We start from the raw sequence: 12,811 nt of genomic DNA on the forward strand, positions 1-12,811 counted from the left end.
GAACCGCGTTAATGCGACCGTAAGCCGATTGCACGAATATGCAGGAATTACAGGAGTCATTCCATTCATGTACGGACGAGCAACGGCGAAGTTTCTGCCGCAATTCAAACTTGGCACCAAGGCGCTCCTGTGCGCGGTGCTGCTGATCGCCATGAATACGGCGCTCGTGGTCGGCGCCGGCTATTGGTCGCTCAGCTCCGCTTTCAATGATCGTGCGCTGCGCGATATCGAGGTGAGTTTGCGCACGCTGGCGCTGGCCTTTGCCGAAATCGTTCCCGACGCCAAGATCACGATGAAGGATGGCGCGGTCGCGCGCGCCGAGATTCCCAAGATGCCGGACTTCAGGGATCACGCCATCGTCGATCGCGCGGTGTCCTATGTCGGCGGCAACGCGACACTGTTCGTGTTCGACGAGGCGAGCGGGCAGTTCGTGCGGCGCTCGACCAACGTGAAGAAGGAAAATGGCGACCGCGCCGTCGGGACCCAGCTTGCCGCCGATCATCCGGCGCAGGCGCTGCTGCGTCGTGGCGAGGCCTACAAGGGCCCGGCCACCCTGTTCGGCAAGACCTTCATGACTGCCTATTTCCCGATCGCCGACGCCAGCGGCAAGGTCGCCGGCATCCTCTATGTCGGCATCCCGATGGCCCAATTCGAGAGCATGCTGGCCCAGACGATCGAAAGCATGGCGGCCGCCGCCGGGCTCGCCGCGCTGCTGGTGCTGGTCCTGACCTTGCTGGTCGTCCGCCGCGTTACCAAGCCGCTCACCTCGGTGACGCGCTCGCTGACGGCACTCGCCGAAGGCCAGAGCGACGTCGAGATCGATTGCGAGGATCGCGCCGACGAGATCGGCGAGATCGCCCGCACGGTCGCGGTGTTCAGGAGCAATTCGCAGGAGCGGGCGCGGATGCGCAGCGAGCAGGCGGCGGCTTCGGCTGCAGCCGCCGATCAGCGCAAATCCGACCTGCGCAATTTCGTCGAGGAGTTCCGTGGCGGTGTCGGCGGCATTCTCGACAAGGTGCTGACATCGTCAGGCGAATTCGAGCGCGCGGCGCGGCAGCTCACCGACACCGCGCGCTCCACCGCCGATCTGTCCGCGCGGTCGGCCGGAGCTTCCGAAAACGCCTCCGAGCACGTGCGTTCGGCGGCGTCGGCCTCGGACGAGCTGTCTCAATCGATCTCCGAAATCACCCGGCGGGTGCAGGAATCGAATGTCATTTCCGCTGAGGCGGTGCGGCAGGCCGAGGCGACCGATCAGCGCATCGCGCAGCTCTCCGAGGCGGGCGCGCGCATCGGCGATGTCGTCAAGCTGATCACCTCGATCGCCGAGCAGACCAATCTCCTGGCGCTGAACGCGACCATCGAGGCCGCGCGCGCGGGCGATGCCGGCCGCGGTTTTGCGGTGGTGGCCCAGGAGGTCAAGACGCTGGCCGGCCAGACCGCCAAGGCGACCGACGAGATCTCGAACCAGATCGCCAGCATGCAGCTTGCGACGGAGGAATCGGTTGTCGCCATCAAGGCGATCAGCCAGACCATCGAGCGCATCAGCGGCATCGCGGGCTCGATCTCGGCTGCGGTCGAGCAGCAGAAGAGCGCCACCCAAAACATCGTCGCCAGCGTTCGCGCGGCGGTATCGGGCACGGCCGATGTCGCCGTCAACGTCCGTCAGGCCGCCGAGGGTGCGAACGAGACGGGTGAGACGTCCAGCCGGATGTTTGCCTCCGCCCAGGCGTTGTCGGGCGAGAGCCTGCATCTGAAGGCCGAGGTCGAGGGCTTCCTCGAACGCGTACGCGCGGCGTAAGAGCTAACATCGTCATCCCGGGCGGCGCTGACGCATCGCCCGGGAATGACAGTTCCGTTATTTCGGCTGCGGCACGATCCGGATGTAGGGCTTCGGCTCCTTCCAGCCCTGCGGGTAGATCGTCTTGGCCTCGTCATTGGAGACCGAGCCCGCGATGATGACGTCGTCACCCTGCGACCAGTCGGCCGGGGTCGCGACGCGGTGCTTGGCGGTGAGCTGGAGCGAGTCGATGACGCGGAGGATCTCCTGGAAGTTCCGGCCCGTCGTCATCGGATAGACCAGCACCAGCTTGATCTTCTTGTCCGGCCCGATGATGAAGACGTTGCGGACGGTCTGGTTGTCTGCGGCGGTGCGGGTGAGGGGATCGCCCGAGATCGCGGCCGGGAGCATGCCGTACAGCTTGGAGACGTTGTAATCGGTGTCGCCGATCATCGGATAGTTCGGGGCCGCGCCTTGCGTCTCCTTGATGTCCTCCGACCATTTGGCGTGGCGGTCGACCGGATCAACCGAGAGGCCCATCAGCTTGACGCCGCGCTTGTCGAATTCCGGCTTCAGCTTGGCGAGCGCGCCGAGCTCGGTCGTGCAAACCGGCGTGAAGTCCTTGGGGTGCGAGAACAGCAGCGCCCAGCTATTGCCGATCCAGTCGTGGAACTTGATCTTCCCTTCGGTGGTCTCGGCTTCGAAGTCGGGGGCGGTGGCGCCGATCGGAAGTGTCATGGTTCTACCTCATGTTATTGAATTTACTTGCGAATTCATCTTGGACCGTGGTGACCATTATAGGGGCTCCACGATCCCAAGTGAACGCTAACTGAACTGCTTCAAGTAAAATGTGAATTCCTTCTTTGAAGGCCTGATTTCCTAGCACCTTTTTGTTACAGCCGCGCCTGCGGCGAAACATCTCCACCGGGGCTATACGGGCGCGATTGCCCCGAGAAAGCCTTTTATGACTTCCATCACGCTCGCCCGTCGCTTCCCAGAACCGAAATGGTCCTGACAGCGACCAATTGGCAACCATCTCAAAAAGTCGCGACCCCCGTACCGAATCATTAACCACCCCTTTACGCCGGCATGAAAATGCTGGCCGATCAGAAGAAATCTGGAAGTGAACTATGTCTGCCGCTGCGCATAAGTCTATTGAGTCGCCGTCCCTCGAACCGTCCTGCCGCGATACCTCGGCCCATGCACTGACCATCGTGCGCGACGGCGTGATCACGGGCGAAGGCCCGACCACCAAGGGAAGGGTCCATTTCTCCCGCTCGCTCGATGCCGATGACACCGCCTGGTGCGCCCGCATCCTGACCGCCACGGCCGTCAACGACCAGCCGATCAGCCGCACTGAGGCCGAAGTGCTGTTCGAGATCAACGAAGCTGCGACCGAGCGTACCGATGGCGGCCGGTTCGACGACCTGCTCGCCAAGGCGGTGGCCCATTATGCCGCCAGCGCCTCCGGCCTGAAGGTACCGCCGCGCAGCGTCGCGCTGTCCGCCGAGTCCGATATCGAGGGCTGGGCGCCGTCCTATGCCTCCAAGGTCAACAGCGAAATGCTGGAGTGGATCGCCGGCCAGATGCGCGGCAAGCGCCACAACAACCGTCGCCTGATGGCGATGGTGGCGACCTTCCTGGGCGCCACCGCGCTGCCTCTGGCGGGCCAGCTGCCGAACGTGTTCGACATCGGCATGTAAGATTCTGCGCCTCTCACGAGGACGCATTTGAACGGCGGGGTTATTTCCCCGCCGTTTTTTGTTTGCCGGCGTCCGGCTCCAGCCCGAGCGTGCGACCCGGGAAGCCGGCGGCGTCGAAATAGCGCTGGCTGCCGACGCGCTGGAAGTTCAGCACGGTCTGCAGGCCGTTCTCGGACTTCTTCGACTTCTCGCCCCCTTTGTACGCCTTCGGCATGATGCCGTTGGGCAGGGCCTCCGACATCACGCGGCCGACGAGGCCGCCGTTCTGCGAACTGCGCAGGCCGAGGAGCTGGGCGGCCGTCATGCCGACGTCGGCATTGCTCACCGGGATCTCGCTGACATAGCCGGCTTTGAAGTCCGGGCCGATGGCGGCCATGAAGTTCATGGTGTCGCCGCGGCTGAAGCTGCCATGCATGCCCTGGCCCTGGCGCAGCACGGTGTCGGCGACCTGCACCGAGCAGTTGGTCGGCGCCTCGCCGCAATCGCTGGCATAGGAGCGGAAGTTGACGACGATCGCCGGCGTCGGCGTCGCCGCCTTGCCGCGCAGGTTGATGCTCGACAGCGGCAGGGTGCCGGGGAAGCGGCCGAGCGAGTCGTCGACAAACAGGCCGGAGACGTAATCCTGCTCAAGCAGCGTCTTGATGGTCCTGGCCGCCAACTTCTTGTCCTTGTTCGGCAAATAGATCAGGTCGGAGCCGCCATTGGTGGCGACGACGAGATCGGGCTTTTCCGGATCCTTGCCGAGCACGCCGTTGCCGGCCTTGGGATGCTTGTTGCCCTCGACTTTGGCGTTCTTGTCGTTGGGATCGAACAGCGGCAGTTCGAGCGCCTTGGCGAGGTCGAGCGCCAGAAAGCCCATCGGCAAAAAGTCCTTCGGCGTGTCGTCATAGCTGAGCTTGGCCGAGGGGCTGGTCTTGCTTTCCTTGGAGATGGTCGAGAAGCCATGGTCGGCCTGGACCATGATGTTGGTGTTTGCTGCAAGGCCGAGCTCGTCCAGCGCCTTGCGGAGCTGGGCGAGGTTGTTGTCGGCATTCTTGATGCCGGCCATCGAGGTCGGCCCGTTGATGCCGGGCATGATCTGGTTGAGGCTGTCGCCGGTGTTGTGCTGACTGCCGTCGGGGTCGCGCGACCAGAACACCAGCACGAACGGCTTGTTGCGGGCCTTGAACATCGGCAGCACGACCTTGGCCGCGACGTCGGCGAAATAGGCCTGCTGCGCGACGTTGGCCACCGTGGTGCCGGGCGTCTTGGCATCGCCCGCCTTGGAGTTGTCGCCGCGCGGCGGCGTTGCGAGGGGCAGGCCGGCCTTGGTGAGAGCGGCCTTGACCTCGTCTGACAGCGTCACGCCATTTTTGCCGCCGGTGGCATCGTCGAACACGACCGAATGCAGGCCGGTCTTTTCGGGCTTGTCGGTGTGGTCGAACTGATAGGTCGGACCATGCTTGCCGAGCGCGGCGGTGCTGTAGCCCTTGTCGCGGGCCAGCTTCAGGATCGTGTCTTCATTGAGATAGTCGCCCTTGAAATGCTCGTCGATGTCGCCGAGCACGGCGTCATTCTCGATGAAGGGGACGACGGTGTCGCCGGCGGGCACCGAGGTGTAGTTGGTCCAGATCGTGTTGGAGAACACGCCGGTATCGCCGAGATAATGGCCGGTCGACATCGCCGAGCCGTTGGCCATGGTGAAGGTCGGGAACAGCGAGTGCGAATTCTTGAAATTGACGCCCTTGTCGCGGATTTCGGCCATTGCGGGAGCGGTCTCGGGTGTGACCTTCAACGCCCGCAGACCGTCGGGAATGAACAGGATCAGGTTGCGGGGCGTGTTGTTCTCAGCGGAGGCGGGTCCGGTCGAAAGTCCGGCGGACAACACTGTCAGTCCGGCTGACAGCAACACCAGTGAACGGCGCATCAAAATCTCTCCCTGCGAGGCGGCTTGGCCGCCAACCGCGGCCCCCGGCTTCGTTTAGTTTCGCTGCATGACGGTTTTGTTACAAGAGCGGTTGCGGATGCAAGAGGATTGGGGAGGGGCTCATCGCAAAAGCTCCTGGTAATGACGGAGTTCGTAGGATGGGCAGCGCACTTGCGATATCCATCATGCTTCCGCGTGACAAAAGCGTGATGGGTTCGCTTCGCTCTACCCATCCTACAATCCGCAGACGCGCCTTCGCATCCTCGCGGCTTGTTCGCCCGAGCTTTGCCTCGTCGCCTCACCCTCAAATGAAAGAGGGCGCAGGGAAGACCGGGTGCCGGCTGGCACCCGCGGTCCACTGTGCGAAATTGTCGTAAGAACATTGCACAGCGGCATACAGGTGAAGCCCAACACACGGCCTTCCCTGCGCAGTGGTTTTACGGCTTATGCCGTGCTCTCCCCGGGGAGCGATGCACTATTGCCCCCGTCGCCTTGCGGATGGCTGATGCGTGTGCCCGGTTGAGCACCCCACATCACCGCAACGCTTGGCGCACAGACCCCGGGCGCCAGGACCACACGATTTCGCCGTACGCCGATCACACCGGTCGTGTGCGCGAAGCCTTCACTCACGGTTGCCCGCCCTGCGAAGCCGTTCGCGCCGATGTGGCCCACGTCCACCGCCGTCCGGCCCGCGTTCGTGACGATCGCGATACGCCCCTCTTCCTTGGGTCGGAGTGAGAAAATTCCTAACAAAAATCCGAATTCTAATAAAGAGAAATATTTTGTCGCCGGTCCGTTGACCCCGGATTTGGGTGTTTCGTCTGAGACGACGCAAGAGATTGTGGCCGGAGCGGTCAATCCGGCGCGGTCGGCACCGGCGTATTCTGCGCGACCGCCTTAGCCGGCGCTGCCGCCGTGGAATTGCGGCCGCCATTGGCCAGGTTGCGGCGAAGCGATGGCGGCGCCGCCTGCAGGGCAAAGATGATCGCGATCTGGGTCCGGTTCTGGAGACGGTATTTGCGCATGATGTTGCCGATATGCGCCCGCACCGTGTTCTCCGAGATTTTGAGCTCGTACGCAATGTTCTTGTTCTGCATTCCGCGTGCGATCAGCATCATCAGGTCCCGCTCGCGTGGCGTTGGTGTGATCGGATGTTTCGAATCCGGACTCATGACTGCTCCTCCGTGGCCTCTGGTCGACGCGAACACCCCAGCATGTTCTCACTCCGTCTTGAGTGCCTCGATCGGACTGAGCTTGGATGCCTTGTGGGCGGGATAAAAACCGAAGATCAGGCCGGTCGCGATCGAGAAGGCGAGGGCAAGGCCGATCGCCTGGCCATCAATCGAGGTGATCCATCCTGCCATGCGAGCGACCGTCATCGAGAGCGTGACGCCGGCACCGACGCCGATCGCCCCGCCGAGCAGGCAGAGCACGAGCGCCTCGCAGAGAAACTGAAGCCGGATGTCCCGCATCCGCCCGCCAAGCGCGCGGCGGATTCCGATTTCGCGCGTGCGCTCGGTGACCGACACGATCATGACATTCATGATGCTGATGCCGCCAACCAGCAGCGAGACCGAGGCGATGGCGACGAGCAGGAGCGCGACGGTGCGGATCGCTCCCTGCTGCGCTTCCATGGCGGCGGCCGGATCCTGGACCTTGAAGTCGTCCTCCTGGCCGGCGGGAATACGGTGCCGCTGCCGCAGCAGGTTTTCGATCTCCGTTCGCGCCCCCGCCATCTGTCCGTCCGCAGCCACCTTGGCGATGATGTAGGCGACCGAATCCCGGTTGATGTTGCTTGCGCTGCCGAGGAAGCGCAGCTTGGCGGTGGTGAGCGGCACGAAGGCAACGTCGTCCTGCGCCGGTCCCTTGCGATCGAGGACGCCGACCACTTCGAGCGGCACCTTCATGATCCTGATCTGTGCGCCGATCGGGTCCTCGCCGGGCGCGAACAGCTCATGCGCCACCGTGCTGCCGAGGATCACGACCTTGCCGGCGCCTGCCTCCTCGCTGCCGGAAAAATAGCGCCCGGTCGCAAGCTGCCAGTCGCGCACCATGAAGTGCCCGGTCGTCGTCCCGTTGATCGTCGTGTTCCAGTTCTTGCTCTCGTGAATGACCTGCGCCGTTCCTGCAATCGAACCGGCCGCGGCCTGGATCTCGGGGATCTGCTCGAGAATCGCCTGCACGTCGCTCTCGGTCATGGTCAGCTTGCTGCCATCCTTGAGACGCACGCCGCCCTGGTAGACCGCGCCGGGGTTGATCATCAGCACGTTGGCGCCGATCGAGCGAATCTGCTCCTGCAGGCGAAGCTGCGCGCCGGACCCGATCGCAAACACGGTCACGATGGAGGCAACGCCGATCACGATGCCGAGCATGGTGAGGATGCTGCGCAACGGATTGAGGCGCAAGGCGTGCAACGCGATCTGAAAGCCCTGGAGCATCGTCATGGCGCAGAACTCCGTTTCGGCAGGATCGGAGCCAGCGTTTCGTCAGCAACGAGCGCTCCGTCATGCAGGCGGATCGTGCGCCGGCACTGGGTCGCGATCCCAGGATCATGCGTGATCATCACGATGGTCTGGCCGGTGCGGTTGAGCGCGGCGAACAGGGCCAGTATCTCGGCGCCGGTACGGCTGTCGAGCGCGCCGGTCGGTTCGTCGGCGAGCACGATCAGCGGTGAGGCGATCAGTGCGCGCGCGATCGCGACGCGCTGCTGCTCACCGCCCGAGAGCTGTCGCGGGAAGTGGTGGGCCCGGTGCACCATGCCGACAGCCTCCAGGCTCTGCTCGGCGCGGGCCAGACGCTCCTTGCGGCTGATGCCGCAATAGACCAGCGGCAGCGCGACGTTCTCAATCGCATTGTGGCGCGCGAGCAGATTGTAGGACTGGAATACGAATCCGATGCTGCGGGCGCGCAGGGACGACCGGTGGTCTTCCGAAAGATCGGCGACGTCGGCTCCCTCGAGATAGAGCGCACCCTCGCTCGGCAGGTCGAGCAGCCCGATCATGTTCATCAGCGTCGATTTTCCCGAGCCGGACGGTCCCATCACCGCGACGATCTCGCCTCGTTCGATGTCGAAGCTGACATTGCGCACCGCAGCCACCGCTACTCCGTCAGCGCGATAGGTCCTGGAAACCGACTGCAGGCTGATGAGGGGCTGGGGGGCCGTCATGATCCGAACCTGATGCCGAGAAACTCCATGCCGGCCGGCCGGATGGCCTGACCCACGGCGACCTGGCTGCCCTCGACGAGGTCTCCGCTCCTGAGCGCGACCTGTTCGGTGCCGGCCGCGCCGACGGTCACGGGAATACGCCGGAGCGAGCCGCTTGCGGTGCGCGCCCACACGCCGCTGCGCGCCGCGGCATCCGGCTGCGTGCCGGAGGGCTGGAAGCGCAACGCGGCAAGCGGCACTTTCAGCACGTCATCCTGCCGCTCGATCACGATCTTCACCAGGGCCGTCATGCCGGGCAGCAACGCGCCGTCGAGATTGGAGGTCGCCAGGACGACGGTGTAGGTCACGACGTGCTGCTGGTTCTGCGGTGCCTTGCGCACCTGCCGCACCACCGCCTCGAAGCGGCGGTCCGGGTAGGCATCCACCGTGAAATGGGCGCGCTGGTCGGGGGCGATGCGCCCGATATCGGCTTCGTCGACCTGGGCGTGAATTTCCATGTCCTCCAGTCGGTGCGCGACCACGAACGTGGTGCGCGATTCCAATCCGACCGCGAGCGTCTGGCCCTCGTTGACGAACCTGCCAACGACGACGCCATCGATCGGCGAGCGGATCACGGTGCGGTCGAGATCGGCCTGGGCGGCAGCGAGAACGGCCGCCTTCTCCGGCACGGCCATGCGTGCCTGCTGCAATTCCGCCTCGATCCGGCGGATATCCGCCTGCGCGCCGTCGACTGAGTAGGCGTTCAGGGACATGAGGACTTCGGCTTCGCGCTCTTGGGCAAGCCTCGCGGTGAACTCCGTCTGGGCGTCATCCACCGCCGTTACCGCCACGACGTTTTGTGACTGTAGAGCCAGCTTGCGCTGCAAGGTCTTCTGCGCCGACGCCTTGACCGCCTGCGCGCTGTCGAGCTTGGCCACGAGGACGTCTCTGCTGCCCCTGGCGTTTTGCAGATCGATCCTGGCGCGGTCGAGCTTGGCCCGCTCGATGTCGACAAAGGAGTTCGCCACCGCCACCGCCGCCCTGGCTTCGTCGACCTTGGCCGCAAAGCTGCGCGGATCGATCAGGGCGAGCGGTTGATCCTTGGTGACGGTGTCGTTGAAATCGACATAGACCCGGGCGAGCTGCCCGGACAACTGGGAACCCACCTCGATCGTCTTGACCGGCTGCAGGGCGCCGGTGACGGTGATGGTCTGCTCGATGCTGCCGCGCTGGATCGAGGCATAGCGGAATACGGGGGCGTCCGATCCGAAGCTCCGTGCGTCCCGCCCGACGGGTTTGAGCAGCCGCTGGGTCGATTCATAGGCGCGGGCCGCCTTCTCCGCGGCGCTCCCGGCCGCGTCGCTGATCACGGCTGGCCGGGCGGCGTAGACCGCGGCGAGGCCACATGCAGTTCCGAGCAAGGCAATAACTGGCACAAATCGCATATCAAAAACCCGCCTCTTGAAATGGCATCGTTGGCGGCAAGGACAAATATCGCGCTATGGTTGTAAACGCGCTATGGTTGTAAATCTCGGAAAAACGCAGTCGATCGTCAGTGTGTCGCCGCTGTAGGGGCGACGGTCGGGCGCGCTTGATGATCCAGAAGTAAAGTCCGCGGGGTGCTGTCTTTCGTGACTTGCCGGAAATGCATACGGAGCGTATCGATATGACGCGCGCGGTATCGAACTCGACAAGCTGACTGAACGTCCCGTCTGTTCTGGCCGAAGCGGCCAGCGCTGGGCGTTCAAGTCGGCACGTGGGTGGCGACGCCATGACGCAGTCGGCGATACCGAAGTTCCGACGCCAGATCGTCGCATTCCCGGTCGTTGCGCTCCCGATTGTCGCATTGTCGATATTGCGCCTCGCCATGATGCCGCAGGTCGCGAGGGCGAATCCCCCCAATCACGAAACCCGATATGTGAACGCCTTCACTCGTCTTGAACGGGTGTTGGCCCTAAGACGTCGAAGCGGCGGATCGGAGCGACTCGCTCGATCCCCGCGAATTCATCCAAGCACCTTGATCTCGCTTGCAAGAAGAATGGATGGCTCGTTGCTTGTTCATCGAGCCCCAAGCCGGGGAGCCCGTTGCCATGAGTTCAGGTCAAGCTACAGTTTATATTATTGACGACGAAATTCAGATTCGAACTGCGATTGGAAATCTCTGCGAGGAGACCGGGCACCAGGTGAAATTGTTTGCGTCGACCGACGAGTTTCTCGGGGAGAGTATTTCCGGCGGACCTTCATGCCTCGTGCTCGACGTCCGCTTTCCCGGCACGGCGCCGACCGGCCTCGAGCTTCAGCGCCGGCTCGCCGAGACCGGCGTGCTCATCCCGATCGTCTTCATCAGCGGCCATTCCGACGTCCGCGTCTCGGTTGAGGCCATGAAGCGCGGCGCAGTCGAGTTTCTTCCAAAACCCTTTCGCGAGCAGGAGATCCTCGACGCGATCAGGCATGGCATCGAGCGCGACCGCAGGCGGCTCGAACGCGAAGATAGCGTGCGCGAAGCTCGCCAGCGCGTCGAGACGCTGACGGCGAGGGAGCGCGAGATCATGCTGTTGATGGCCGAAGGTCTCGTCGCCAAGCAGATCGCAGCGAGACTCGGGGTGAGCGAAGTGACGGCCAAGGTCCATCGCACCAGGATGATGCGAAAGCTGGAGCTTCGCTCGCCGATCGAGGTGGTGCGGTTGGTCGACAGCATGGGACGCGAAGACGAGACGGCACGAATCGGCACGGGACAACCTTACAGCTAGTGCCGCTGGCACCAAGCCGCCGTGCAACGTCTAGTCCGTACCGATTAGCATGAACTGCAGTCTGTCGCACGCAGCACGATCGGTTCAAAGTCTGTCCTGCGATGTCGGCCTCCTCCAAGACGGCATCCGAACCCAGTCAGAGATCTTAGCCAGAAAGGATATTCCATGCGCAAATTGTTTTTTGCTTCCGTTGCCGTGCTCGCCCTGTCCTCCGCCGCGCAGGCCGCCAACACTTCGACCACCGTGCAAGTGGGCGCCGTGAACGGTTCCAGCGTCTCGCAGCAGGGCCTCACCAACGACACCTCGTCGACCAGCCAGCTCGGCATCATCAACAGTGCGACCACGATGCAGGGCACCAGCGCGGTCTCGCTCAACAACGGCAGCACGGTGAACCAGATCGGCGTGCAGAACTCGGCGACGACCGGCCAGGTGGCGTTGGGCAACAACGGCAGCGCGATCACCCAGAACTCGTTCGGGCCTGCCGCGCTCCAGAACAACGCCGCCGCCGTCGGACAGCTCAGCGTGTTCGGCATCAACGGCAGCACCGTCTCGCAGACGGCGCACTAAGCCAGCCCCGTTTGGCCGGACGCGTCAACTGCGGCGCGTCCGTGCCATCCTTGAAAGCACCGCCTCGGGCGGGACGACTCGGTAAGAGCTTGTCCGCCGACTTTCGCGGAGGAAATGTCATGCATCAAAAATATCTCGTTGCCACGATCGTCGCGTTCAGCCTGCTGACCGCCGTCGATGCCCAGGCCGGCAACTCGGCCAGCGTGCTGCAATTCGGCACCACCAACAACTCCTTCATCTCGCAGAGTGGCGGCACCAACAACAGCGCCACCACGATGCAATTCGGCGCCACCAATACTGCGACCACGTTGCAGATGGGTTCGCTCCTGACCGTCAACACCTCGGTAATCGGGCAGGGCGGCACCACCGCGACGGCGTCCAACACCGCGTTACTCGGCCAGGCCGGTGGCTCCAATTCGAGCCTGATCGGCCAGATCGGCGCGAACAACGCGGCGGCGGTCGGACAGCTCGGAATTCTGAACGGCTCGACGATTTTGCAGCAGACTCCTTGATCGCAAATCTTTTTCGATAGCGAGGCATGTCATGAGGCATTTTTCAGGCGCCGCCTGTGGCGCATTTCTCACCTTGTGTTGCGTGGGCGCCGGCTCGGCCGGTGCCCAGACCGCCGACATCAAGACCATCGTGTCGCTCGGCGGCCCGCCGGTCGTGCTGAACCAGAACAGCCAGCTCAACATGGCCGGCGTGTTCATGATCGGCGGCAGCACCAGCGCGACCGTCACTCAGAACGGGACGAACAACGCGACCGGAATCCTGCAATTCGGCGGGACGACGTCGGCATCGGTCGGGCAGGCGGGCGTGAATAATATCGCGTTCGTCGGCCAGGCCGGCCAGTCCACCAGCAGTTTCCTGTCCCAGTTCGGTGCGTTCAACTCGGCGACTGTTGTCCAGAATAGCCATTGAGCCGGCGCGGCCTCGTCGTCAGAAATGGAATGGGGGCAAGCG

12 protein-coding genes are annotated in these 12,811 nt (G+C 63.6%); 6 read left to right on the top strand and 6 right to left on the bottom strand.

Annotated features, from left to right (window positions below):
* The first annotated feature begins 67 nt into the window (after positions 1–67).
* Positions 68–1,798, top strand: a complete 1,731-nt coding sequence (locus ABIB91_RS02435) for a methyl-accepting chemotaxis protein (RefSeq protein ID WP_354158525.1) — start codon at positions 68–70, stop codon at positions 1,796–1,798.
* A 57-nt stretch (positions 1,799–1,855) separates the two neighbouring features.
* Here ABIB91_RS02435 and ABIB91_RS02440 read toward each other — a convergent pair whose 3' ends face one another.
* Positions 1,856–2,515 (bottom strand): peroxiredoxin, encoded by a 660-nt coding sequence (locus ABIB91_RS02440; protein ID WP_007603114.1) that lies wholly within the window; start codon positions 2,513–2,515, stop codon positions 1,856–1,858.
* Positions 2,516–2,907: 392 nt separating this feature from the next.
* Here ABIB91_RS02440 and ABIB91_RS02445 point away from each other — a divergent pair, with 392 nt between their 5' ends.
* Positions 2,908–3,480 (top strand): hypothetical protein, encoded by a 573-nt coding sequence (locus ABIB91_RS02445; protein WP_007603116.1) that lies wholly within the window; start codon positions 2,908–2,910, stop codon positions 3,478–3,480.
* 40 nt (positions 3,481–3,520) lie between these two features.
* On the opposite strand, the gene ABIB91_RS02450 is transcribed toward ABIB91_RS02445, so the two are convergent.
* The 5 genes from ABIB91_RS02450 to ABIB91_RS02470 form a co-directional block, all read right to left on the bottom strand.
* Positions 3,521–5,386, bottom strand: coding sequence for an alkaline phosphatase family protein (locus tag ABIB91_RS02450; protein ID WP_354158522.1), 1,866 nt, complete (start codon positions 5,384–5,386; stop codon positions 3,521–3,523).
* Between the two features lie 854 nt (positions 5,387–6,240).
* Positions 6,241–6,558, bottom strand: a complete 318-nt coding sequence (locus tag ABIB91_RS02455; protein ID WP_035994724.1) for a response regulator transcription factor — start codon at positions 6,556–6,558, stop codon at positions 6,241–6,243.
* A 48-nt stretch (positions 6,559–6,606) separates the two neighbouring features.
* Positions 6,607–7,830 (bottom strand): ABC transporter permease, encoded by a 1,224-nt coding sequence (locus ABIB91_RS02460; protein ID WP_106944263.1) that lies wholly within the window; start codon positions 7,828–7,830, stop codon positions 6,607–6,609.
* The gene (locus ABIB91_RS02465) at positions 7,827–8,552 is read right to left on the bottom strand and encodes an ABC transporter ATP-binding protein (RefSeq protein ID WP_354128528.1); all 726 of its coding nucleotides are present in this window, start codon (positions 8,550–8,552) and stop codon (positions 7,827–7,829) included. The genes ABIB91_RS02460 and ABIB91_RS02465 overlap by 4 nt, the downstream gene beginning before the upstream one ends.
* Positions 8,549–9,976 (bottom strand): efflux RND transporter periplasmic adaptor subunit, encoded by a 1,428-nt coding sequence (locus ABIB91_RS02470; RefSeq protein WP_007603121.1) that lies wholly within the window; start codon positions 9,974–9,976, stop codon positions 8,549–8,551. Before ABIB91_RS02470 ends, ABIB91_RS02465 begins: the two co-directional genes overlap by 4 nt.
* Positions 9,977–10,621: 645 nt before the next feature.
* Between ABIB91_RS02470 and ABIB91_RS02475 the strand changes: the two genes are divergently transcribed.
* The 4 genes from ABIB91_RS02475 (at position 10,622) to ABIB91_RS02490 (ending at position 12,769) form a co-directional block, all read left to right on the top strand.
* The gene (locus tag ABIB91_RS02475) at positions 10,622–11,281 is read left to right on the top strand and encodes a response regulator transcription factor (RefSeq protein WP_354158519.1); all 660 of its coding nucleotides are present in this window, start codon (positions 10,622–10,624) and stop codon (positions 11,279–11,281) included.
* A 165-nt stretch (positions 11,282–11,446) separates the two neighbouring features.
* Complete coding sequence (locus ABIB91_RS02480) at positions 11,447–11,848, top strand: hypothetical protein (protein ID WP_007603123.1); 402 nt, start codon at positions 11,447–11,449, stop codon at positions 11,846–11,848.
* A gap of 119 nt (positions 11,849–11,967) precedes the next feature.
* A complete protein-coding gene (locus ABIB91_RS02485; protein ID WP_035994727.1) occupies positions 11,968–12,360 on the top strand; it encodes a curlin in 393 nt (130 codons plus the stop codon).
* Positions 12,361–12,391: 31 nt separating this feature from the next.
* Complete coding sequence (locus ABIB91_RS02490; RefSeq protein WP_035994730.1) at positions 12,392–12,769, top strand: curlin; 378 nt, start codon at positions 12,392–12,394, stop codon at positions 12,767–12,769.
* Positions 12,770–12,811 lie beyond the last annotated feature (42 nt).

The sequence above is a fragment of the Bradyrhizobium sp. JR4.3 genome (genome assembly GCF_040547695.1).
GTDB lineage: Bacteria > Pseudomonadota > Alphaproteobacteria > Rhizobiales > Xanthobacteraceae > Bradyrhizobium > Bradyrhizobium canariense.

Excerpts from the sequence above, each read along its gene's own strand:
- ABIB91_RS02435 (WP_354158525.1), top strand. The coding sequence starts at position 68 with ATGTACGGACGAGCAACGGCGAAGTTTCTGCCGCAATTCAAACTTGGC.
- ABIB91_RS02440 (WP_007603114.1), bottom strand. The coding sequence starts at position 2,515 with ATGACACTTCCGATCGGCGCCACCGCCCCCGACTTCGAAGCCGAGACC.
- ABIB91_RS02445 (WP_007603116.1), top strand. The coding sequence starts at position 2,908 with ATGTCTGCCGCTGCGCATAAGTCTATTGAGTCGCCGTCCCTCGAACCG.
- ABIB91_RS02450 (WP_354158522.1), bottom strand. The coding sequence starts at position 5,386 with ATGCGCCGTTCACTGGTGTTGCTGTCAGCCGGACTGACAGTGTTGTCC.
- ABIB91_RS02455 (WP_035994724.1), bottom strand. The coding sequence starts at position 6,558 with ATGAGTCCGGATTCGAAACATCCGATCACACCAACGCCACGCGAGCGG.
- ABIB91_RS02460 (WP_106944263.1), bottom strand. The coding sequence starts at position 7,830 with ATGACGATGCTCCAGGGCTTTCAGATCGCGTTGCACGCCTTGCGCCTC.
- ABIB91_RS02465 (WP_354128528.1), bottom strand. The coding sequence starts at position 8,552 with ATGACGGCCCCCCAGCCCCTCATCAGCCTGCAGTCGGTTTCCAGGACC.
- ABIB91_RS02470 (WP_007603121.1), bottom strand. The coding sequence starts at position 9,976 with ATGCGATTTGTGCCAGTTATTGCCTTGCTCGGAACTGCATGTGGCCTC.
- ABIB91_RS02475 (WP_354158519.1), top strand. The coding sequence starts at position 10,622 with ATGAGTTCAGGTCAAGCTACAGTTTATATTATTGACGACGAAATTCAG.
- ABIB91_RS02480 (WP_007603123.1), top strand. The coding sequence starts at position 11,447 with ATGCGCAAATTGTTTTTTGCTTCCGTTGCCGTGCTCGCCCTGTCCTCC.
- ABIB91_RS02485 (WP_035994727.1), top strand. The coding sequence starts at position 11,968 with ATGCATCAAAAATATCTCGTTGCCACGATCGTCGCGTTCAGCCTGCTG.
- ABIB91_RS02490 (WP_035994730.1), top strand. The coding sequence starts at position 12,392 with ATGAGGCATTTTTCAGGCGCCGCCTGTGGCGCATTTCTCACCTTGTGT.